The organism is Paenibacillus sp. S25, from assembly GCF_019454085.1.
In the GTDB taxonomy this organism is placed as follows: Bacteria; Bacillota; Bacilli; order Paenibacillales; family Paenibacillaceae; genus Paenibacillus; species Paenibacillus polymyxa_B.
This window is the reverse complement of the sequence record NZ_CP073683.1, coordinates 608,874-627,952: the sequence shown is the minus strand read 5'-3', so window position 1 is coordinate 627,952 and position 19,079 is coordinate 608,874. Positions and strand designations below refer to the sequence as shown.

The window sequence follows — 19,079 nt, the reverse complement described above, 5'->3', positions numbered from 1 at the left end:
CCCTCGGAAATCCGCACCTAAAAAAGGACATAGAAGAACCTTTTTGTAACACCACCAACTAAGTTCACATGGTGTAAAGCTTGATAAGCTCCTCATTAGTCGCAATAGGTTCTACAGAAATGATATATTAATTTTAGATATGAAGTACATGGCATGGTACTCACTATTTATGTTATAATGCTTGATAATTTACATAAGGAGATTTAGCGTGATAGAATATTTGCCACGTAGTAAACAGCACTCTGAATTGTATCTAACTCAGTTTGGCATGGAGGAATGCATACCGGGGCACTTTTTTGGACCTGCGATAAGAGATCACTATCTGCTCCATTATATTTTGGACGGAGAAGGTACCTTCGAGGTCGGTGGATTCAGTTATCGCTTGCGGAAAGGACAGTGGTTTCTAATCTGTCCCCAGATCGTCACTTATTATCAAGCCGATGTAGTAAATCCTTGGTCTTATTGCTGGTTTGGTTTTAACGGGGCATTGGCAGAAACACTCCTCAAGCAAGCAGGTCTAACGATGACGCGTCCAATTCTCGACTTTGAAGGAGACCATTTGATTTATCAGTATTTACAGCTCATGAACGAATCAAGTGGATGCCATAAAGCTCGGGAAACCAGACTGACCGGTCTGCTATGCCTAATGTTATCGGAGCTTATAGAGTTCGGTCCGGTAACACCTCCCGAACAAAAGGAAAGCCGGGCGGAAATTTACGTTGAAAAAGTGAAGGATTTTATCGAAATGAATTATGCTCAGAAAATTACTATTGAGCACATTGCAAATTTTATTGGACTCAATCGAAGCTATTTATGTTCGTTATTCAAACAACAAGTGAACACAAGCATTCAGGATTATTTGGTTCGCTATAGGATCAACAAAGCATGTGAAATGATGGGAAACGCCGAACTTTCGATAGGTGATATTTCCCGTTCAGTCGGCTATAACGACCCTTTACTCTTCTCGAAAATTTTTAAAAAGGTAAAGGGATTCTCCCCCAGACATTATCGAACTGAAACCCATGCTCAAACTCAAGCCTACTACTAAAAATACAATCGCTGACTTATTTGGAGGATGGGGCAACATCAACTCAACGTTTGTCACCTATTCGGCGTGGACTCCAAGAGCAGAGATGACGTTCTACCCGACTACCGGTAAGAGGCCTCTTACACGAACAAAAAAGATCAGCCAGAAAAACTGGCTGATCTCATAAGTTTATTTTGTTGTAGTTTGTCCTTCCAAATAAGAAACCGGCTCTTTAACCTCTACTTTGGTACCGCCAAATTCATCTTTAATGTATTTTTGAGTATCCTCGTTATGATAGAGATCCGCTAACTTTTGCAGCCCTTTGTCATTCGCCTTATCAGATGAAGTAACCAGGACGTTAATATTATTTTTGGTTGCCTGACTGATTTCCTCATGGAACAAGGAATCTTTCAGTACATTCAGACCCCCTTCTAAAGCAATCGTATTCCCAATCAGCACCAAGCCTACATCTTGAATCACTCGTGGTCCTGTTTTGTCATCAATTAGTTCAAATTTCAGGTTTTTAGGATTGCTAGTAATATCATTGACTGTACCCAAGGCATCATTAAAGTCAGCCTTAAGCTTAATCAAACCGGAGGCTTCCAATAACTTTAAACCTCTTGCTGTATTGGCCGGGTTATCTGCCAAAGCTACCAGAGCCCCGTCGGTCACTTCATCGATGCTTTTGAATTTTTGCGAATAAATCCCCATAGGCTCCAGGTAAGTTGTGGCTATAGCCTTCAAATCGGCTTTGCTCTCTTTGTTATAGCTAACCAGGTACGCCCATGATTGGAATGCATTCACGTCTACTTCGCCTTCTTTGGTCGCATTGTTCGTTTCGATTCCACCGTTAATTTCTTTCACTTCAATGTCCAGCTTGGCATCCTTGGCGGCCTGGGACTGGGCAATATGCTTCCATATCTGGGCGTCAGAGCCCATGGAGCCGATGATTACTTTTTGCGTTTCCGAACCGGAAGCGGCGCTGGAGCCATTACTGTCTGAACTTTTATTACCGCATCCTGCAGCAACTAATAATAAACTAATCCCTAATAGTAAAACGAACGATTTCCTCATGTTGTTTTCCCCCAGATCATGCTAGTATGCTAGTGCATCGTCATTCCACCTGTAACATTAATCGCTTGTCCTGTCATATATGCAGAGAGTGGACTTGCCAGAAATAGTACCACATTGGCGACATCCTCCACCTCAGCCGTTCTCCCCAAAGGTACCTGTGAACAATCTTCTTCGTATATTTCTTGAGCGGTCATTCCGCGAATGACGCCCCCTTCAATCCGTTCACGATGCTTCATCGGCGTTTCTACAATGCCAGGGCAGACCGCATTTACCAAAATATTTTGCCGGGCAAGCTCAATGGCCATTACCTTGGTCAAGCCGAGAACCGCATGTTTGGAAGCACAATATCCGCCCATGGCCCGATATCCATTTTTTCCTGCCTGCGAAGCAATTTGAATAATTCGTCCTGATTTACGAGCGGCCACCATTTCTTTGGCAAAACGTTTGGACGTTACATATAATCCGGTTGAATTGATCGAAAATACTTTCTCCCAATCAGCTAACTCACTATCAATGACATAATCCATCGTAGAAGTACCCGCGCAGTTCACCAATATATCAGGAACTCCCGCTTCGCTGATTAGTAGATCGCACCATCTTTCGATATCATCCGGTTTGGATATGTCCAATTGAGTTTCAACCAACTGTGGATTGACCACTCTATACGGCTCTTCATAAGAAATATCAGCAGAAATCACTTTAGCTCCGCTTTGAATGAAAAGCTCTACAATTCCCTTGCCTATGCCTGACTTGCCGCCTGTCACTACCGCTGTCTGATGAGATAGGTCAATCGAAATCATAGATTTTAAAATACTCTTTCGAAAGGATCGCGGCTAATACCCGCCTCTAATACAATCTTCACATATTCCTGCGCTGAAAAAAGAGAGTGGTCCTTGTAGTTCCCGCATTCCAAAGCAGTAACAGCCGGAACCTCTGTCGTTTCCAGAATTCTTTTCAGGGTTTTTTCCAAAGCGAGTGCAATTTCCTCAGGCTCATGTTCATTCCACAAAATCAAGTAGAACCCCGTTCTGCATCCCATAGGAGAGATATCAATAATTCCTTTGATTTCATCTCTCAGGTACGTCGCTAATAAGTGCTCCAGCGTATGTACAGCTGCTGTCGGAAGTGCGTCTTCATTAGGTTGTAAAAATCTCAAGTCATATTTTTGTACTGTGCTTCCTTTTTCATCATGCTCTACTCCCGCTGCTCTTACATAAGGAGCCTTTACAATCGTGTGATCTAATTGAAAACTTTCTACTTTTGCCATTTTTCTTTTCCTCTTTTCTGTAATTTATATTTTTAATCTAATGATGGATACTAGATACTCTACATTTGTGATTTTTTTAAGGAAGAATTAAATGCTCCAAATCAGCATTTTTGTAATTATACATCGGATTACTCGGTTTTACCACCATAATTCTTGTCGTATTTCTTTTTTCTTTGACCGTCGCTCCTTTGCCTGTAGGTTTTGACATAGTGTACAATGTATACGATAATGCTTTTTTACGAAAAAGATCGAGGACATCATAAGCCTCATTTAGGAGAATGCTCTGTGAATGAACCGGATTGGAAGCACCTGAATGCTGTCCCATTACCCTTGCAGGAATTTCAGCTACAGCTGGATCAAAACAGTGTTAACGCCAAGCAACTAGAGGAGTGGAGAAAGATTCCCGTCCTTTATCAACTGGCTCTGGAGGAATTAAAGAATAAAATCAAGCTAATCCAGACGGAATGGAAGCTGTTAGACGGTTTTAGCCCGATAGAGCATATTAAAACCCGGATCAAAGAGCCCCACAGCATCGTGGAAAAGGTTCGGCGCAAAGGGCATGAAGTCACCTTAGACAATATATTGCGTGAAATTCATGATATCGCGGGAATGCGCGTGGTATGCGCTTTTGTGAAAGATATTTATCGTCTGATGGATCATCTTCACACACGGGAAGACATTCGTATCCTGGAGGTCAAGGACTATATAGCCCATCCTAAGCCCAACGGCTATCAGAGCCTACATGTCATTGTGGAAATTCCACTGATCCTGTTTGAGGGCACACGCTGGATCAAGGTTGAAATTCAATTGCGCACATTGGCTATGGATTTCTGGGCCAGTATGGAGCATATTTTGTACTATAAGTTCGATAAGAAAGTGCCTGAACATGTCGTTAATGGATTGACCGAGGCCGCACGTGCAACCTACGAGCTGGATCAGAAAATGCTGAAGTTGCGCGGCGAAATTTTATCGCTTAGCGAGGAACAGGATGCGGAAGAATCCCCGGCGAAACAATCCGAAGAGTCGTCCTTGAAGACACTATCCCTCCCTGCAGATCACGCCACTTCACGGCCACAAACCTGCTAAGTTTTTGTGCACAAGATAACTTAAGAATTCAGTCGAGGCTGCAAAAACTATGGTTCATTCTTACGCTGGATTCTTATGTATTGGTTATAAATAAAGAGCCATCAAAACCACGTTCATCATGGTTTTGATGGCTCTTTTACACATTTTTTCGATCAAATATTACTGCTTCTCGCGAATTTCTGTGCTGATTTTCTCTACGATGTCCGCAATGCTGAGTGATCCCAGATCGCCTTCACCGCGTTTACGAACCGCTACAGTACCGGTTGTTTTTTCATTTTCCCCGATAACGAACATATATGGAACCTTCTCCAATTGCGCCTCGCGGATTTTATAACCAAGCTTCTCATTGCGAGTATCCACTTCGACGCGCAGACCTGCTTTCAGCAACGCATCCTGTATCTCATTGGCAGTCTCGATATAGTTCTCGGATACTGGCAACAGCTTCGCATGAACAGGAGCCAACCACAATGGGAATGCACCTGTAAAATGCTCAGTCAGGATGCCCATGAAGCGGTCAATCGAACCGTAGATGGCACGGTGAATAACGACTGGACGGTGCTTCTGGTTGTCCTCGCCCACATAAGTAAGGTCGAATTTTTCAGGCATTTGGAAGTCCAATTGGATCGTTCCGCACTGCCAGCTACGTTTGAGCGCATCGAGAATGTGGAAGTCAATTTTCGGACCGTAAAATGCTCCATCTCCCGCATTAATACGGTAGTTGATGCCCAGGTGATCCAGCACGTTTTGCAGAGCTTGTTCCGCTTGATCCCACAGCACTGGCTCGCCCATAAAGTCATCAGGACGTGTGGACAATTCCACTGTGAAGTCAAAGCCAAACACACTATACATTTCGTTAATCAGCTTAATTACGTCTGTAATTTCTTGTTCAATCTGACCTGGTGTAACGAAAATATGCGCATCATCCTGACAGAATGTACGAACACGCATCATACCGTTCAACGCGCCGGACAGTTCATGGCGATGCACTTGTCCAAATTCGGCTATACGAATTGGCAGATCGCGGTAGGAGTGAAGCTCATTTTTAAACACAAGCATATGCCCTGGGCAGTTCATCGGTTTCAGAGCAAATGTAGTTTCATCCACTTCGGAGAAGTACATGTTTTCCTTGTAATGCTCGTAGTGTCCCGATTGTTCCCACAGACGATTGTTCATCATCAGCGGTGTACGTACTTCCTCATAGCCATGCAGACGTTGAATGTCACGGGAGTAATCTTCCAATGCAGTGCGGACAACCATACCTTTAGGCAGGTAGAACGGCATGCCCGGTGCTTCTTCGGAGAACATGAACAGTTCCAACTCTTTACCCAGCTTGCGATGGTCGCGTTTTTTCGCTTCTTCCAGCAAATGCAGGTGCTCATCCAGTTGTGCTTTTTTCGGGAATGCTGTTCCGTAGATACGTTGCAGCATCTTGTTGTTGGAATCGCCTCTCCAGTATGCGCCCGCTACACTCAACAGTTTAAAAGCTTTGATGCGGCCAGTAGATGGCAAATGCGGGCCACGACACAGGTCAAAAAATTCGCCTTGATCATAGATTGTAATTTCCGCTTCTTCCGGCAAATCACGAATCAGTTCCAGCTTCAGCGGATCTTCCAACTCTCCAAAAATACGAGTAGCTTCCTCGCGGCTGACCACACGACGTGTGATCGGCAGATTTTCCTGTGCGATCTTCGTCATTTCCTTCTCAATCTTGGCCAAGTCGTCAACGGACAATGGGTTTTCGATATCAATGTCATAGTAGAAGCCGCTGTCGATGACCGGACCGATACCCAGCTTCACGTTTTTCTCACCGTAAATGCGTTTGAGCGCCTGAGCGAGCAAATGCGCTGTACTGTGGCGGTAAATTTCCAGACCGTCTGCACCGTCCAGCGTAATGATTTCAAGGTCAACGTTCTGATCCAAAACGGTGTTCAGATCTACAGCCTTCCCGTTCACTTTACCTGCTACTGCGTTCTTTTTCAGCCCGGAGCTGATCGCCCCCGCCACGTCGGCAATTGTTACGCCCTGCTCGTACTCGCGTACGGCTCCATCCGGCAATTTCACTTGAATACTCACGATTAAAGCCTCCATTCAAATTGTGTGCTATATCAAAATTGAACGCAAAAAAACGCCTCTCTCCCTCAAGGGACGAGTGCGTTCAGCTCGTGGTTCCACCCTAGTTCGGCCCGCTCCTGTGCGTACATTCATGTTCATCGGAACATGCTTCATGCACGACATGCGTGACCCTCCATTGGTATCCGTTAACGGGGATAAAGCGGTAGGCGCTTAATGATGTTACTGCCAGATTGCACAGCTACATGTTCAACGTCACGGCTACAAAGGGGTAACTTCACATGCGGTTGCCGGAAAAGCTCTCAGCCTCGTCTTTTCTCTCTGAACGGCCCTTCAAGGAAATCATGTCTTTGGTCAATGCCTTGAATATCACTATATGCTACAGCATTATAGATCAAATTCGCAGGTATTTCAAGTGGGCGATTATGTAATTTCATGCCTCCTATGCATCAGCTAGCTAAGGGAGCTCATGTGCCCATATTTACACAGCTCTAAAAACACTATAATATACACTTATCTAGACGATACCGTACAGAAAGGGAGAAGGAAAAATGCCTAAAATTATTGTCACAGAAGAACAATGGATTCAGAAAGGAATCGAGCGTTTTGAACAGGGTGGAATTGATCAACTTGTTGTTGAGAAAATGGCCGTTTCTTTAGGGTGCAGTAAGAGCAGTTTTTATTGGTATTTTAACAATCGCAGCAGCTACATTAGACAGATTGTGGAGACATGGAAGGAACAGACGACACAACAGGTTATTGCAGCGTCCATCATCCATGCTGCCGCAGATGAGCGGATCAGAGAGTTGTTAACCCAGATGTTCGGGAAAACGAAACGAGGAGATTTTCTGTTTTATCTGCGAAAACTGTCATTGAAGGATGATAGTTACCATTCCCTGCTCAATGAAGTCGAACAGATGAGAATGGAGTTTATGAAAGAGCTTTTAATACAGAAGGGAATGCAACCAGAGAAAGCCTTTCAGAGATCATGGATGCTGTACCATTACTACTTAGGTTGGTATGAGCGTCACAAGCAAGAGACATTAAGTGACGAAGCCATTCAGCAACATATTCACATGGTTTGGACAGAGTGGATTTCGAATGAATTCAATTAAGGAGGATGCCACATGTTGGAGTTACTTACATGGGTAGTTGGCGGAATTCTATGGGTACTGAGCGGCATGCATCTATATTGGGTATTCGGCGGACAAAAAGGTGCAAAGGCAGCGATCCCAAGCACAGGAACGGCTTTGCTCTTTGAGCCCTCCAAGATAGGGACATCAGTTGTAGCTATTCTACTAGCTTTAGCCGCTTGGTTCGTTTTAGAACTAGGTGGAGTTACACAATCCCTGTTTTTCAATTCCTTTCATTCCTACGGTGCAGGTTTGTTATCGTGCATATTTATTTTACGTTCTATAGGAGATTTCAAATGGGTGGGATTCTTCAAGAGAAAAAAAGGAACTGTTTTTGCAAAATGGGACACTGTGCTCTACTCGCCCCTTTGTTTTCTCTTGGGAACAGCCATTTTAATGATTATGCTTTTGCGTACGGCATAGGTTAAAGCTGACCTCTATCAGGTGGTTTGTTTCTTTCGCACATCTCCACTCGTTTCTTTCTCAGTGAAAAAGTACAGCAAAGCCAGCACAGGCAGGACGACTCCAATCAGAGCACTGAAATTCCAGCCACCTAACGCATAAGACCAACCGCCTAATGATGATCCAATCGCTCCGCCTATGAAAAAGATAGACATGAATAATCCGTTCAAACGCCCTCTCGCTTCACTTCCCAAGGAGTAAATAACGCGTTGTCCAAGTACAAGGTTTCCCGATACAGCCATATCCAGTGTAATCGCTGAAATAAAGAGAAGTACGAGCGCAACGGTCGAATGACTTTGAAAAAGATAGATGAGCAAAAAAGACAAGGCTGCAATGATCATAGCTAGCCCGGTTAGTACTTTGCTCCAGCCTTTATCAGCCAATCTGCCGGCAATCGGAGCAGCTACTGCACCGCCTACGCCTACCAAAGCAAACAATGCAATCCCTTGTTGAGACATTCCGAAATCATCCGCCAATCGTAAAGGAACAACAGTCCAAAATAGGCTGAAAGCTCCAAATAGGCAGGCTTGATACAGGGCACGGCGACGCAATGCAGGCGTTTGTTTTAAAAGAGTGCCTAACGAGAAAATCAATTTACTGTAAGATACCGTAGGCACAGGCTTGCGCTCTGGAAGAGCTCGCGAGAGCAGAATCGTCAACAGCGTCAAGACAATGGCTGACAAAATAAATACGGCTTGCCATCCCCAGATGCTGGTGATAAAGCTTGCTACTGGCCGTGCGAACATAATGCCTAGTAAGAGTCCACTCATGACATTCCCAACAACGCGACCGCGCTGCTCTTCGGATGCTAAATAGGTGGCGTACGGCACCAGTATTTGGGCTACCACAGATCCAATTCCAATGAATAAGGATGCGGTCAGGAACAACGGGGCATTGGTGGCAAAAGCAGCAACAACCAAGGCACAGACTGTGATGATTAGCGATATGACCATGAGCCGTCGATTTTCAATAATGTCGCTGAGCGGTACGATAAATAGCAATCCCACCACATAACCGATTTGAGTCAAGGTGACAATGAAGCCCGCTGCTGTAGAAGAAAGACCCATAGCAACGTGAATAGGTCCTACAAGGGTTTGAGCATAGTACAGGTTGGCAACAATAAGGCCGCATGCGGCTGCCAACAAAAACATCATCCAATTTGAGATACGGTTACTTTCTAAGGCTTGTTGTTCTCTTTGCATGATAATCCTCCTCAATAATTTAAATACTAAACGTATAGTTCGTTAATTCGATAATCAAATAATATACTGAACGTTTCGTTTTGTAAATAGGCAAAATCAACTTTTTATTTTCACATAATATTTGATATACTGAACGTATAGTTTATTTTTCGTGTTTACTTATATCTGTTAAGAAGGTGAGCATTCCAGTGCAGAGCAAAAGAGGACGTCCACGTAATGTCGAGACGCAAAAATCTATCCTTAACGCTTCCTATGATCTACTATTGGAGCAAGGCTTTGGGGCGGTGACGGTAGAAAAAATTGCTGAGCGAGCGAAAGTTAGCAAAGCCACCATTTATAAATGGTGGCCTAACAAAGCTGCCGTAGTGATGGATGGCTTCCTGTCAGCCACCATAGCAAGATTGCCCGTGCCCGACACGGGTTGTGTATTAGATGACATTCTCATTCATGCCACGAATTTAGTGCGGTTCTTAATAAGTCGAGAGGGTAAAATCATTACGGAGTTAATAGGCGAAGGGCAACTTGATTCAGGATTGGCAGAGGCATACCGGACCCGATATTTCCACCCTCGGCGACTTGAAGCTAGGTTTCTTATTGAGCGCGGAATGGAGCGTGGAGAATTGAGGGAAAATCTCGATATTGAATTATGTATCGATCTCATTTATGGGCCGGTTTTTTATCGATTGTTGGTAACCGGTTATCCATTAGACGATTCCTATGTGCGACAATTAGTCATAAATGCGTTCAAAGGAATTGGCTTGGACTAAATGGCATGGCATCAAGCAGTTCTCACAGAGTATCCTCTGTGAGGGCTGCTTTTTCTTTTACCTGCCACGATCCTCTAGCTAACTCCTGATTTGTTTATTCGTCAGGGTCTATACTAATTTTTTGCAGTAATTCGATAAGAAGGTCCTCTTCCTCTTCGGATAGATTGTGGACAAGGCTGACATTGGACTCGTCCAATATTCCTTGTAGGACGGGGAAAAATTCTAGCGCCTTGGCCGTAGGAGACAAAAGATGGGAACGGCGGTCATTTGGGTCTGTTTTCCGTTCAATGTAGCCTGATTCCTCCAATTGTTTCACAGAACGTGCCGTGGTTGCTTTGTCAAATTTAAGTTCATTCGTCAACTGCTCTTGTGTAATGCCCGGCTGCTGCAAAATGAGCTTTAAAAAGCTGTGTTGTCCTCCACTGCCGATTCCGTAAGGAGTCAGTTTTTTGGACAATATTTTTTGATTACGACGGTACAGGTGGGAAATTAGCTTTCCAATCGGTTGTTTTTTTCTCATCAAATACACCTCATTGGCTTGAAAATCACACATCCCCAGTTGGGACCAAAGCAAAGTTTACAATAATATTGTTGCACACGCAACTAATTTGCTGTACACTAGAACCGTTCTATTTAGTTGCACGTGCAACTAAATAGAAATTGTCAACGATAACGAGGTGTAATGATGAGTTCAACTGCTACAACGGCTACAACCTATCAAGAGAATATCGAAGTCCAGAAGAAACGTTGGCTGATTTTAATTGTTTTGAATCTGTTTACATTTATGTCCACATTGGATGGAAGCATCGTCAATATCGCTCTTCCTGTGTTGTCTCGCACGTTACATTTACCCGTGGCACAGATTGAATGGGTGACAACCGCCTATTTAATGGCGATATGTACCGCTATCTTATTTTTTGGCAAGCTTGGAGATATCGTTGGTAAAATCAAAATATTCAAAATCGGCACAATCGTATTCATTCTTGGCTCCCTATTGTGCGGTCTTAGCTCTTCGCTCTCTATGCTGCTGATTTCCCGCATTATTCAGGCGTTTGGAGCGTCCATGACCATGGCGAACAGCCAGGGGATCGTGACAGATATCTTCCCGTCCAATGAACGGGGCAAAGCGCTTGGCCTCATTGGAACCTTCGTTTCTCTGGGCAGTATCGCCGGGCCAAGTTTGGGCGGTATTATTGTCTCGTCGCTGGGCTGGCAGTACATTTTCTGGGTCAATGTACCGGTAGGGCTGGTCGCTGTCTTTCTTGGCTGGAAGCTTCTGCCGAAGGATTTGATCAAGGTGAAAGATAAAATTGACGTTCCCGGTAGCTTGGTGTTTGCTATTTTTATTCTCACTTTGTTCGTCGGATTGTTGCTGGGACAGCAGGTCGGGTATGGAGACAAACGTATTGTTGCTTCGCTGGTGGTGGCTGTAGTTGCTTTTGCCATGTTCATTAGGTTGGAACTTCGTCGTCCTGGGCCGCTGTTACAGCTCGCGCTATTCAAAAATCCGTTATTTTCGCTCAGTATTTTGTGTGCTTTTCTGGTGTTCGTCGCTAACTTTTGCTTTAACATCATTTCGCCTTTCTATGCGCAAAATATGCTGAACTTGTCGCCCTTTCATGCCGGCTTCCTGCTGATGCTGCTCCCCATCTCGATGGTTATTGTGGCCCCTCTCAGCGGTGCGCTTTCCGATAAAATCGGATCTGAACTGCTTACATTCGCCGGGCTGGTCGTTATGGTCATTGCCCAGATTGGATTGGCCCAACTGCATGCAGGCAGCTCCATCCCGCTTGTGGGTCTGTGGATTGCCATGCTGGGCATTGGCAGTGGTTTATTCCAATCGCCGAACAACTCGCTGATTATGTCCACGGTACCCCGCACACAGCTCGGCTCAGCCGGGAGTGTCAATTCGCTGGTTCGCAACGTCGGTATGGTTGTGGGGATCACTTTGGCCACATCCATCCTCTTTTATATTATGAGTAAAGAGGCTGGTTATCGGGTCACCGGCTTGGTCCCGGGTCATCCAGAAATTTTTCTGGCAGGCATGCATGTAGTCTTTATGACATCCGCGTCCATCTGTCTTGTGGCGGCATTGTTAACAGGCTGGCGGCTGATTGGGGCTAGACGGGCAAGAACGCAGCAAGAAAAGGGATAAAGACCAAGAGAAGAAATAAAGCGTCCGTAGACAGAACAGTGATCGTAGAATTAAGATGATGAGTATTGCAGTACAAACACGGCATTAAAAGCAACATTTACAATTTTAAAAAATGTGATACAAGGGTGGCGCTTACATGAAATATTGCTATGAATGCGGAACGAAATTGATGGTGAAGGAGTGTGAAGGCGAAGGCCCTATCCCCTTTTGTCATACATGCCAAGTCTTTCGTTTCCCGATATTCAGCACTGCGATCAGTACCGCTGTATTGAATAGTCAGAGAGATAAGGTGCTGCTCATACAGCAGTACAATATTCAGGGCTTCATTTTATTGGCAGGTTATGTGAGCAAGGGTGAATCCGCCGAGCAGACATTGGTGCGTGAAGTTAAGGAAGAAGTAGGATTACAAGTCGATGAGTATCAATATATGCGCAGTGAGTATTTTGAACGAAGCAATACACTGATGCTGAATTTTGTATCCATTGTGAATGACGACCAGTTGGATGTTCTTAGTACGGAGGTAGATCAAGCACGTTGGTTTACACTGGAGGAAGCCAAGCAAGCTATTTTGAAAAACAGCTTAGCTGAATCCTTCTTGCTGACCATTATTGAAAAGATTGAGGCAGGCTTATTTTGAAGTGATATAAGCGTGGCGATGCGAAATTGATGAAAAAGATGTCTTTACAGATATATTGAATTGCTAAACCGCAAGATGGCTGCTCTTTCCAAGAAACCCTCTTGCGGGTCACAGCATGTATATCCTCTTTGTCATTGCTGGAATTTCAGCGACTCCCCTCACATCCCCTACATTTCTACTAAACGTCCATTCTCTTTCCATGATTGCAGTATTTTCTCAAGTACCCACTGGTTTTTGTAGCCGTCCTCGAATAAGGGAGCACGATCTACAGACTTTCCCCTTGCCAGCTCAACAAAATCTTCATAGGCCGTATGATTATAGATTACAGGGACAGCCCAAGTCTCGTATTCGGCACCCGGGTGTTCCAGGTCACGCAGCACGATGCTGATACTTTCCGGGTTATTGAGGCTGGCGTGCAGCGTACCAAGTTCTCCATAGATATCGACTTCAATATCGTGTCGTATGCCGATGGCATTTTTATGAGTGATAAAGGTTCCCACGGCATTGTCGCCTACGATGCCATGAAAGGCAGCGAGATCTTCCACATCCACTTTTACAGGCAGCCCCGTGATCGGATCGAACCGCTCGGGTGTAATGGTATGTAGCAGCGCTGCGACACTTTTAAATTCACCCACCAGAAAACGGGCCAGATCAATGATATGTGAGGCGGTATCCCCCACTACTCCAGAACCAGCCTTGGCTAAATTGTGACGCCATGTATACGGATGCTGACGATACGGCGCAAATGCATCCATTAGATAACGAAATTGAATGTTATAGATTTTACCCAGCTTTTGCTCATCCAGCAGTTGCTTGGTATATTGGAAGGCCGCGCCGTAGCGATGCTTATAGTGAACCAGCAAAGGCACCGGATTCGCTGTATATAGCTTTTTCAACTGATCCGCTTCTTCCCATGTGAGAGTCAATGGTTTTTCTGCCAGTACAGCTTTGTGTTCTTCCAGCGCAATACGAATAATGTCAAAATGCACATCATTGGGTGTCAGCGACAGAATCGCATCTACCTCTGAGTCACGGATTAATGCTTCATAATGGGCGTACCGCTTGGAAGCAGGCAGTTGCAATTGTTCTCCGATGGCTTGAAGGCGATTGGGATTCACATCACTAACGGCCACAATAGATACCCCCGAGATGGTGTGCAGTGATCTCATGTGATATTCAGCGATAAGACCCAGGCCAATGATACCCATCCGAATTTGTTTGGTTGGGGAGGTGGAGGTACTCATATGTTCAGAATTCCCTTCTCTTCAATTTGATTTGAACTCTGTAGTAAATTCCTTTTTGCTATGCAGTATCACCCGTTGCTTTGTAGAATAGTCCCCACAGGAAGTGATCGTCACAACCATTCAATTCAACAAGCTGATGCCGGGCAGTGAATACAATGTCCATAAAAAAAGGATCTGCAGCTCCGTTGTCCGGTGTTGCAGATCCTTGGTATTCCTTCTCTATACCGACTACATCAAAAATGTACCTACCACAAAAGACACCCCGACGATGATCGAGCGCAGCAGCTGTGCCAGAGCCACATTGCCTTTGGCAATTTCCTCGCACACCTTGGTACGCGGCGTCACCAGATCAAAAATCACATAGACCAGACACAGCACTACAATGCCCACAGCCGACCAGGTCAGCATATCTAGCCATGAATGACTGCTGTACGACACCATCCCCACGATGATACACAGACCTAGCAGCTTTGCACCCATATAGATGCCTGCCGCCTCATTGCCGCGTGCGATTTCTTGATTATCGTTATAACGTGTCAGCAAGCTGAACACAAAATAACCTACGATTAAGATGGCAAACAGGATAAGCAGACCGATACCCACATTGCCCAATGCGTTGCCCAAACTGATATGAGAGTCCAATTTTCTTCCTCCTTAGGATACTTCAGGATTTTGCAAAATCCTCACTTGTGAAAATAACAGATATGTTCGAATGTTGTACATTTTTTAATTCAGCTTATATAACAGGCGGATTAGGAGGTACGGTGGCAACGGCGGCGGCGCAATAATAGGCCATATCACCTGTTACCTTTTCACCGATTCGCGGCAGGACACCCGCAAAACGCCCCCCGATCACGAATATGCCTGTCAGCACATAGCCGTGAAATAGCCCTTCCTCGGTCTGTACCTCTGCGCTTTGCATGGGCCATAGCTGCTGATAAATCTTAGGCTGTCCCTCGTAATAAGCGGCAATATGTGCGGCTTCCTCCTGCTCAGGCGTTCGTGGACCATCAGCTTGGTGAAGCAGATCAGGGTTGTCAGTCTGCGCAGGTTCAACTTCTCCCAAAGCACCTTTCAGCATCTCTTCGGATTGAGGATGTTCAATCAAGTGCGTCCCTTTACCCTCCCGACCCCATATACCTTTGGCCACATAAGGCTCTTTATTTTGCATAAACACCGAGGGTTCAAAATACGTAGGCAGCAGGTAGGTTCGTATCACCTCCATCTCGCGATCGTCAAACAATCGAAAACCGCAGAACTCTGGTGTCTGCTCATTGCGCTCATATAGCGACCACACGGTTGCGGTGAACCCTTTGCTCTGGGTAATGATATGCTGCGGCGGGTTGATTAATCCTATTTTCCCGTCTGCCACCATATCCATTAGCGCCTGCCCCACCTCAAGCCCCGTATCCTCCTCCCGGTCATCAATTAGATATTCCAGGGGATACAGGCGATAGAGAATGTGGATCTGCTCTCCCCGGTGATACAATCCCTGATTCGGGATAATCTCCAATTCCTCCAAAGGCGCATAAACCACTTCAAACCCGGCTTGTTCACATAAATGCATGATATATTTGGTGTTCGTCTGATCCTCGATGTGCCAGTCAAAGCAAGTGAAATATACCTTTGTCCCTAATCCCTTATTGCTATAAAAATGAATGAACTCTGTCAAGGCAGACTGAATCGCCTCGTCCATTCCAGATGAGGGTCCATGTAATGCATTGTCATCTTCCGACATTCCATCCCTACTCAGCACCTCCAGCAGCTTTCCTTCGAGATAAGCCACCTCGGGAATCCCGGTTGGGGTATCGGTGTTATTCTCTATGCACTTGATACCCGCTTCCCCCACAATCCAGTCCTGGCGGGTTATCCCATCCGGCTCGGCCTCCATTCGTGCAGCACGCAACAAGCCCGGATGAATTCCCAACCGTTCCACCAGGTATTCATCCGGCATATAGCGCTGGACGAATTGCTGAACCTTGCGATAAATACGATGTACCGCCTCAGAAGCAGTCTGAAGCTCTGCCAGCTCGCTTTCCCGATATACCGTTAAGGCCGGCACGCAATAGGATTTACCATACATGCGATGATACGGAATTCTACGGCTGATTTCACCCTTAAAAAGCTCATTATGTTCATAAGGCAATTGCCGAATCGTGCGCATGCTCATCTTAACCCCCAGAGAAAAAGCCACTGCGTGAACCGCTGCTGCCAAAACCGCTGTGTGAGCTGGAAGATGAGGATGAACTTTTTCGGTAAGAACTGGAAGAAGAACGACTGCTATGGTAGGAGGAGCCCCCACTATAATAAGTCGATCCGCCATAGTAATACCCGCTGCTGCCTGAATCCCGACACGCTGTTTGTTCCGATACAGGAAGCTCATCGCAGTCATAATACTCGTCGTTACCGCAACCCGTCAGAGCAGCCGGGACAGCCAACATCAGGGCAAAGGCCGCCATCCGTGTACGAGAGCCGGGCTTGGATTTCATTTTTTCCCAAGAATGCTCCATCACAGATCGACCTCCTTCACAAACAGATGTACCTTTTTCAGCTGAGGGTCCAGTACCGAATATATAAATTCATATGTTTTGCCACCCAGTACTGTATAGTGATCTAATAACCGTTGGGCCAACTCCAAGGTAAATACCGAGCCTTCCCGCTGATCCATACTACGGAATCCAGGTTCATGCCATATCCAGTACATTGCACTGAATGTGGAAGTGTAACCTCCCTCACTGGCAAGCACGAGGTCTGTGATGGAGGCACCGTAAGGCTTTGCACGTTCCCCTGTAAATTCAGTCACATAGACGGAATGATCCGTATGTTCCTCACTTTCATTCGAGATATGCGACCATAGTTTGTCATGGAGACGCGTAGCGTCTACAAGCTTGCGTAGAAACAGCTCATCTCCCGATACGGATTCCCGTGTCAGGCTGCGCAATTCCTTTTGAGTGTCTTCCGACCATTCGCGATACGTTAATGAATAATAAATGATGATTCCCTTCCCTTCCTGCACGCTTCTGTCATGAGGTTTGCAACAAATCAAAGCGCTTCTGTCGTCGTTCACTATACGAGATTCTACCTTGAAAAGGTTCAATTTGGAAGAAAAACACGACAAAAAGCCGTAATCCCTAGGATTACGGCTTGATTTTAGCTGCTACAGCTTGATATTGTTCTCGTCGAAATATTCCTCCAGCGTCATCCCCTGCTTGGCTACATCCTCCGCAATATCTATTCCCACATAACGGATATGCCAAGGCTCGTACACATAGCCGGTTACATCTTCTTTACCCTTCATATAACGAATAATAAATCCGTATTCCGGTGCATGTTTTTCCAGCCATTCGCCTTCCTTGGAAGCTCCGAAGGATTGCTCCAGCACATTACCTACGCTTGGGCTGGATACATCAATGGACAAACCTGTCTGATGCTCACTCGTACCCGGTACAGCGCTAACTTTAGAGGCATATTCCTGCCCCTTTGTCTTTACATTGTTGTTGAAAATAGATACCTGACGCTTATAGGAACGGTATCCCGATACCGCACGCAGCTCAATGCCGTCTTTTTCCGCACCGTCGAACAGCTTCTCCAGTGCCTCTGCCGCTTCCTTACGCAAATGCCGCTTTTCATGCGGTCCCTCGAAGGAAAATGGCACCTGCGGCTCCACCAGGTCATCGGGGACATAGCCTACAGGCAAGCTGCGCTTTTTGTTCACAACGACTGTGTCAGAAGTCGCATTGGTGACAATCGCGGTTCCATCCTCTTCCTTAACCGTGGCTTGCAGCGCACTCTGGCTCCGCAACGCCATCACAGGGTCGGCCTGTCCACTTTCTGTACCCGCAGAGGCTTGTCCAGCGCTAGTGCTGCCATTGCCCGCATCCGGCTGGGCGGAAGGCTGTACATTCTCCTGTACCGCTGTAGATGACTTCAACGGTTCGCTTTCCTGTCCACCTGATCCTCCCTGCTGGCAGGCTGCCAGTAATAGACCTGGCAGGATCAGCCCTGGAATGAGCGCTTTGGTCCAGCGCTTAGATGCTCGCGTCTGTTGTATATGTCGTTTCATGCTGGTATCTCCTCCAATATTGCAATTGATGCATGACTTGCCGTCACTTTTCCGTTTCCCCATTGTAACTGAACTTTTGGCACTCTTCGAAGCCGTTATCCCGTTCGATGAAGGCGAATAGACTCGAAAAAGGAAGTATAAACCCGAATTGTTACGGAGTATGACGTTTTTGCGGGATTGCAGCTCGGGCCCGCTCGGCTACCCGTTCACGTATGAGTTTCAATGCCTCTTCCACACGGGGTAAACCCGGCAGCAAAGCCGTAATATCCGCTTCCTTCTTAGGAGCAAGCTTCTGCGGCAGACCAATCTCAATCGCGTGAAAGCCTGCACCGGGACGATGCAATGCTCCTTCTGCCGCAGACTCTGCAATCCATTCGCTAATCGCTGCCGATCCGCTGCGTCCGCCTTCCTGCCGTGAGGTAGACTCAAGCGCGGGGGATGTCCCCTGCACATGGGATAACTCTCCGGCCCAAGCACTAAATACGTACTCCAGCAGCTCTTCTCGCGTCATTCCGATCAGTTCCAGACAGGTCTGCGGCTCGCTTTCCAGACCGGCTTGAAGAGCTTTCTTCACATTGTCTACTACACCCACGCCATCCTCCATGCTAGAAGTGGCTGTCTCAGCTGCTAGCTGAACGATCTCATCCAGCGATAGACAGCTTTCCCCTTGCAAAAAACGGTAGATGTCCAAAGGATCTGCTTTTAGCTGCTCCAGCCATGCCTTCTGCTGTTCGGGGTTCAGTACAGGCGCTGGGCCAGTCCATTGGACAGCATGTGTGGAAGGTACACCCGTTGATTCGCCTTCCAACCCATTTCCGTCTAATTCCGCTATCCAGTGACCGTCAGTTACTTTTAGCTTCACTCGCGGCCTCGTCATCGCCTTCATCCTTTC

General features: G+C 46.1%; 20 protein-coding genes. 7 read left to right on the top strand and 13 right to left on the bottom strand.

Annotated features, from left to right (window positions below):
- Nucleotides 1–208 precede the first annotated feature (208 nt).
- On the top strand, nucleotides 209–1,048 hold the full coding sequence (locus tag KAI37_RS02785) for an AraC family transcriptional regulator (RefSeq protein ID WP_220030679.1): 840 nt from the start codon (nucleotides 209–211) through the stop codon (nucleotides 1,046–1,048).
- A gap of 168 nt (nucleotides 1,049–1,216) precedes the next feature.
- On the opposite strand, the gene KAI37_RS02780 is transcribed toward KAI37_RS02785, so the two are convergent.
- The 3 genes from KAI37_RS02780 to KAI37_RS02770 are packed head-to-tail and all read right to left on the bottom strand — an operon-like array spanning nucleotide 1,217 to nucleotide 3,368.
- A complete protein-coding gene (locus KAI37_RS02780; RefSeq protein ID WP_076293249.1) occupies nucleotides 1,217–2,101 on the bottom strand; it encodes a MetQ/NlpA family ABC transporter substrate-binding protein in 885 nt (294 codons plus the stop codon).
- Between the two features lie 29 nt (nucleotides 2,102–2,130).
- Nucleotides 2,131–2,901, bottom strand: a complete 771-nt coding sequence (locus KAI37_RS02775) for an SDR family NAD(P)-dependent oxidoreductase (protein ID WP_025719772.1) — start codon at nucleotides 2,899–2,901, stop codon at nucleotides 2,131–2,133.
- A gap of 5 nt (nucleotides 2,902–2,906) precedes the next feature.
- The gene (locus tag KAI37_RS02770) at nucleotides 2,907–3,368 is read right to left on the bottom strand and encodes an S-ribosylhomocysteine lyase (protein WP_007428584.1); all 462 of its coding nucleotides are present in this window, start codon (nucleotides 3,366–3,368) and stop codon (nucleotides 2,907–2,909) included.
- A gap of 285 nt (nucleotides 3,369–3,653) precedes the next feature.
- On the opposite strand from KAI37_RS02770, the gene KAI37_RS02765 reads away from it, so the two are divergent.
- Nucleotides 3,654–4,454 carry a GTP pyrophosphokinase gene (locus KAI37_RS02765; protein ID WP_023986812.1) on the top strand — a complete coding sequence of 267 codons (801 nt, stop codon included), beginning with the start codon at nucleotides 3,654–3,656 and terminating at the stop codon, nucleotides 4,452–4,454.
- A 159-nt stretch (nucleotides 4,455–4,613) separates the two neighbouring features.
- Here KAI37_RS02765 and thrS read toward each other — a convergent pair whose 3' ends face one another.
- Complete coding sequence (gene thrS, locus KAI37_RS02760; protein ID WP_220030678.1) at nucleotides 4,614–6,527, bottom strand: threonine--tRNA ligase; 1,914 nt, start codon at nucleotides 6,525–6,527, stop codon at nucleotides 4,614–4,616.
- A 548-nt stretch (nucleotides 6,528–7,075) separates the two neighbouring features.
- Between thrS and KAI37_RS02755 the strand changes: the two genes are divergently transcribed.
- Entirely contained in the window at nucleotides 7,076–7,639 is a 564-nt protein-coding gene (locus tag KAI37_RS02755) for a TetR/AcrR family transcriptional regulator (protein WP_220026871.1), read from the top strand.
- A 12-nt stretch (nucleotides 7,640–7,651) separates the two neighbouring features.
- A complete protein-coding gene (locus KAI37_RS02750) occupies nucleotides 7,652–8,080 on the top strand; it encodes a DUF3995 domain-containing protein (protein ID WP_076293252.1) in 429 nt (142 codons plus the stop codon).
- A 17-nt stretch (nucleotides 8,081–8,097) separates the two neighbouring features.
- On the opposite strand, the gene KAI37_RS02745 is transcribed toward KAI37_RS02750, so the two are convergent.
- Nucleotides 8,098–9,321 carry an MFS transporter gene (locus tag KAI37_RS02745; protein ID WP_076293253.1) on the bottom strand — a complete coding sequence of 408 codons (1,224 nt, stop codon included), beginning with the start codon at nucleotides 9,319–9,321 and terminating at the stop codon, nucleotides 8,098–8,100.
- A gap of 188 nt (nucleotides 9,322–9,509) precedes the next feature.
- Between KAI37_RS02745 and KAI37_RS02740 the strand changes: the two genes are divergently transcribed.
- Nucleotides 9,510–10,088, top strand: a complete 579-nt coding sequence (locus tag KAI37_RS02740) for a TetR/AcrR family transcriptional regulator (RefSeq protein WP_220030677.1) — start codon at nucleotides 9,510–9,512, stop codon at nucleotides 10,086–10,088.
- A gap of 94 nt (nucleotides 10,089–10,182) precedes the next feature.
- Here the strand turns inward: KAI37_RS02740 and KAI37_RS02735 are convergent, their stop codons facing one another.
- Nucleotides 10,183–10,608 (bottom strand): MarR family winged helix-turn-helix transcriptional regulator, encoded by a 426-nt coding sequence (locus KAI37_RS02735; protein WP_071639392.1) that lies wholly within the window; start codon nucleotides 10,606–10,608, stop codon nucleotides 10,183–10,185.
- Nucleotides 10,609–10,773: 165 nt separating this feature from the next.
- Here KAI37_RS02735 and KAI37_RS02730 point away from each other — a divergent pair, with 165 nt between their 5' ends.
- Nucleotides 10,774–12,243, top strand: coding sequence for an MFS transporter (locus tag KAI37_RS02730; RefSeq protein WP_220031426.1), 1,470 nt, complete (start codon nucleotides 10,774–10,776; stop codon nucleotides 12,241–12,243).
- A gap of 136 nt (nucleotides 12,244–12,379) precedes the next feature.
- Complete coding sequence (locus KAI37_RS02725) at nucleotides 12,380–12,880, top strand: NAD(+) diphosphatase (protein ID WP_023986803.1); 501 nt, start codon at nucleotides 12,380–12,382, stop codon at nucleotides 12,878–12,880.
- A 167-nt stretch (nucleotides 12,881–13,047) separates the two neighbouring features.
- Here KAI37_RS02725 and KAI37_RS02720 read toward each other — a convergent pair whose 3' ends face one another.
- The 7 genes from KAI37_RS02720 to KAI37_RS02690 all read right to left on the bottom strand — a co-directional run bounded on the left by KAI37_RS02720 (nucleotide 13,048) and on the right by KAI37_RS02690 (nucleotide 19,064).
- Nucleotides 13,048–14,124: a Gfo/Idh/MocA family protein gene (locus KAI37_RS02720; protein WP_076293255.1), complete on the bottom strand. Its 1,077-nt coding sequence runs from the start codon at nucleotides 14,122–14,124 to the stop codon at nucleotides 13,048–13,050.
- A gap of 228 nt (nucleotides 14,125–14,352) precedes the next feature.
- Nucleotides 14,353–14,766, bottom strand: coding sequence for a DUF350 domain-containing protein (locus KAI37_RS02715; protein WP_071639389.1), 414 nt, complete (start codon nucleotides 14,764–14,766; stop codon nucleotides 14,353–14,355).
- A 94-nt stretch (nucleotides 14,767–14,860) separates the two neighbouring features.
- Nucleotides 14,861–16,294, bottom strand: a complete 1,434-nt coding sequence (locus KAI37_RS02710; protein ID WP_220030676.1) for a glutathionylspermidine synthase family protein — start codon at nucleotides 16,292–16,294, stop codon at nucleotides 14,861–14,863.
- A 1-nt stretch (nucleotide 16,295) separates the two neighbouring features.
- Entirely contained in the window at nucleotides 16,296–16,634 is a 339-nt protein-coding gene (locus tag KAI37_RS02705; RefSeq protein ID WP_043882043.1) for a hypothetical protein, read from the bottom strand.
- The gene (locus KAI37_RS26255) at nucleotides 16,634–17,191 is read right to left on the bottom strand and encodes a hypothetical protein (protein ID WP_258383035.1); all 558 of its coding nucleotides are present in this window, start codon (nucleotides 17,189–17,191) and stop codon (nucleotides 16,634–16,636) included. Before KAI37_RS26255 ends, KAI37_RS02705 begins: the two co-directional genes overlap by 1 nt.
- Before the next feature lie 90 nt (nucleotides 17,192–17,281).
- Nucleotides 17,282–18,187: a M15 family metallopeptidase gene (locus KAI37_RS02695; protein ID WP_071639387.1), complete on the bottom strand. Its 906-nt coding sequence runs from the start codon at nucleotides 18,185–18,187 to the stop codon at nucleotides 17,282–17,284.
- A 151-nt stretch (nucleotides 18,188–18,338) separates the two neighbouring features.
- Entirely contained in the window at nucleotides 18,339–19,064 is a 726-nt protein-coding gene (locus tag KAI37_RS02690; protein WP_220030675.1) for a phosphoribosylglycinamide synthetase, read from the bottom strand.
- Nucleotides 19,065–19,079 lie beyond the last annotated feature (15 nt).

Bases quoted from the DNA above. Each gene is read 5' to 3' on its own strand.
- KAI37_RS02755 (WP_220026871.1), top strand. From the start codon at position 7,076: ATGCCTAAAATTATTGTCACAGAAGAACAATGGATTCAGAAAGGAATC.
- KAI37_RS02770 (WP_007428584.1), bottom strand. From the start codon at position 3,368: ATGGCAAAAGTAGAAAGTTTTCAATTAGATCACACGATTGTAAAGGCT.
- KAI37_RS02780 (WP_076293249.1), bottom strand. From the start codon at position 2,101: ATGAGGAAATCGTTCGTTTTACTATTAGGGATTAGTTTATTATTAGTT.
- KAI37_RS02695 (WP_071639387.1), bottom strand. From the start codon at position 18,187: ATGAAACGACATATACAACAGACGCGAGCATCTAAGCGCTGGACCAAA.
- KAI37_RS02730 (WP_220031426.1), top strand. From the start codon at position 10,774: ATGAGTTCAACTGCTACAACGGCTACAACCTATCAAGAGAATATCGAA.
- KAI37_RS02725 (WP_023986803.1), top strand. From the start codon at position 12,380: ATGAAATATTGCTATGAATGCGGAACGAAATTGATGGTGAAGGAGTGT.
- KAI37_RS02735 (WP_071639392.1), bottom strand. From the start codon at position 10,608: ATGAGAAAAAAACAACCGATTGGAAAGCTAATTTCCCACCTGTACCGT.
- KAI37_RS02750 (WP_076293252.1), top strand. From the start codon at position 7,652: ATGTTGGAGTTACTTACATGGGTAGTTGGCGGAATTCTATGGGTACTG.
- KAI37_RS02745 (WP_076293253.1), bottom strand. From the start codon at position 9,321: ATGCAAAGAGAACAACAAGCCTTAGAAAGTAACCGTATCTCAAATTGG.
- KAI37_RS02705 (WP_043882043.1), bottom strand. From the start codon at position 16,634: ATGGAGCATTCTTGGGAAAAAATGAAATCCAAGCCCGGCTCTCGTACA.
- KAI37_RS02690 (WP_220030675.1), bottom strand. From the start codon at position 19,064: ATGACGAGGCCGCGAGTGAAGCTAAAAGTAACTGACGGTCACTGGATA.
- KAI37_RS02775 (WP_025719772.1), bottom strand. From the start codon at position 2,901: ATGATTTCGATTGACCTATCTCATCAGACAGCGGTAGTGACAGGCGGC.
- KAI37_RS02710 (WP_220030676.1), bottom strand. From the start codon at position 16,294: ATGAGCATGCGCACGATTCGGCAATTGCCTTATGAACATAATGAGCTT.
- KAI37_RS02720 (WP_076293255.1), bottom strand. From the start codon at position 14,124: ATGAGTACCTCCACCTCCCCAACCAAACAAATTCGGATGGGTATCATT.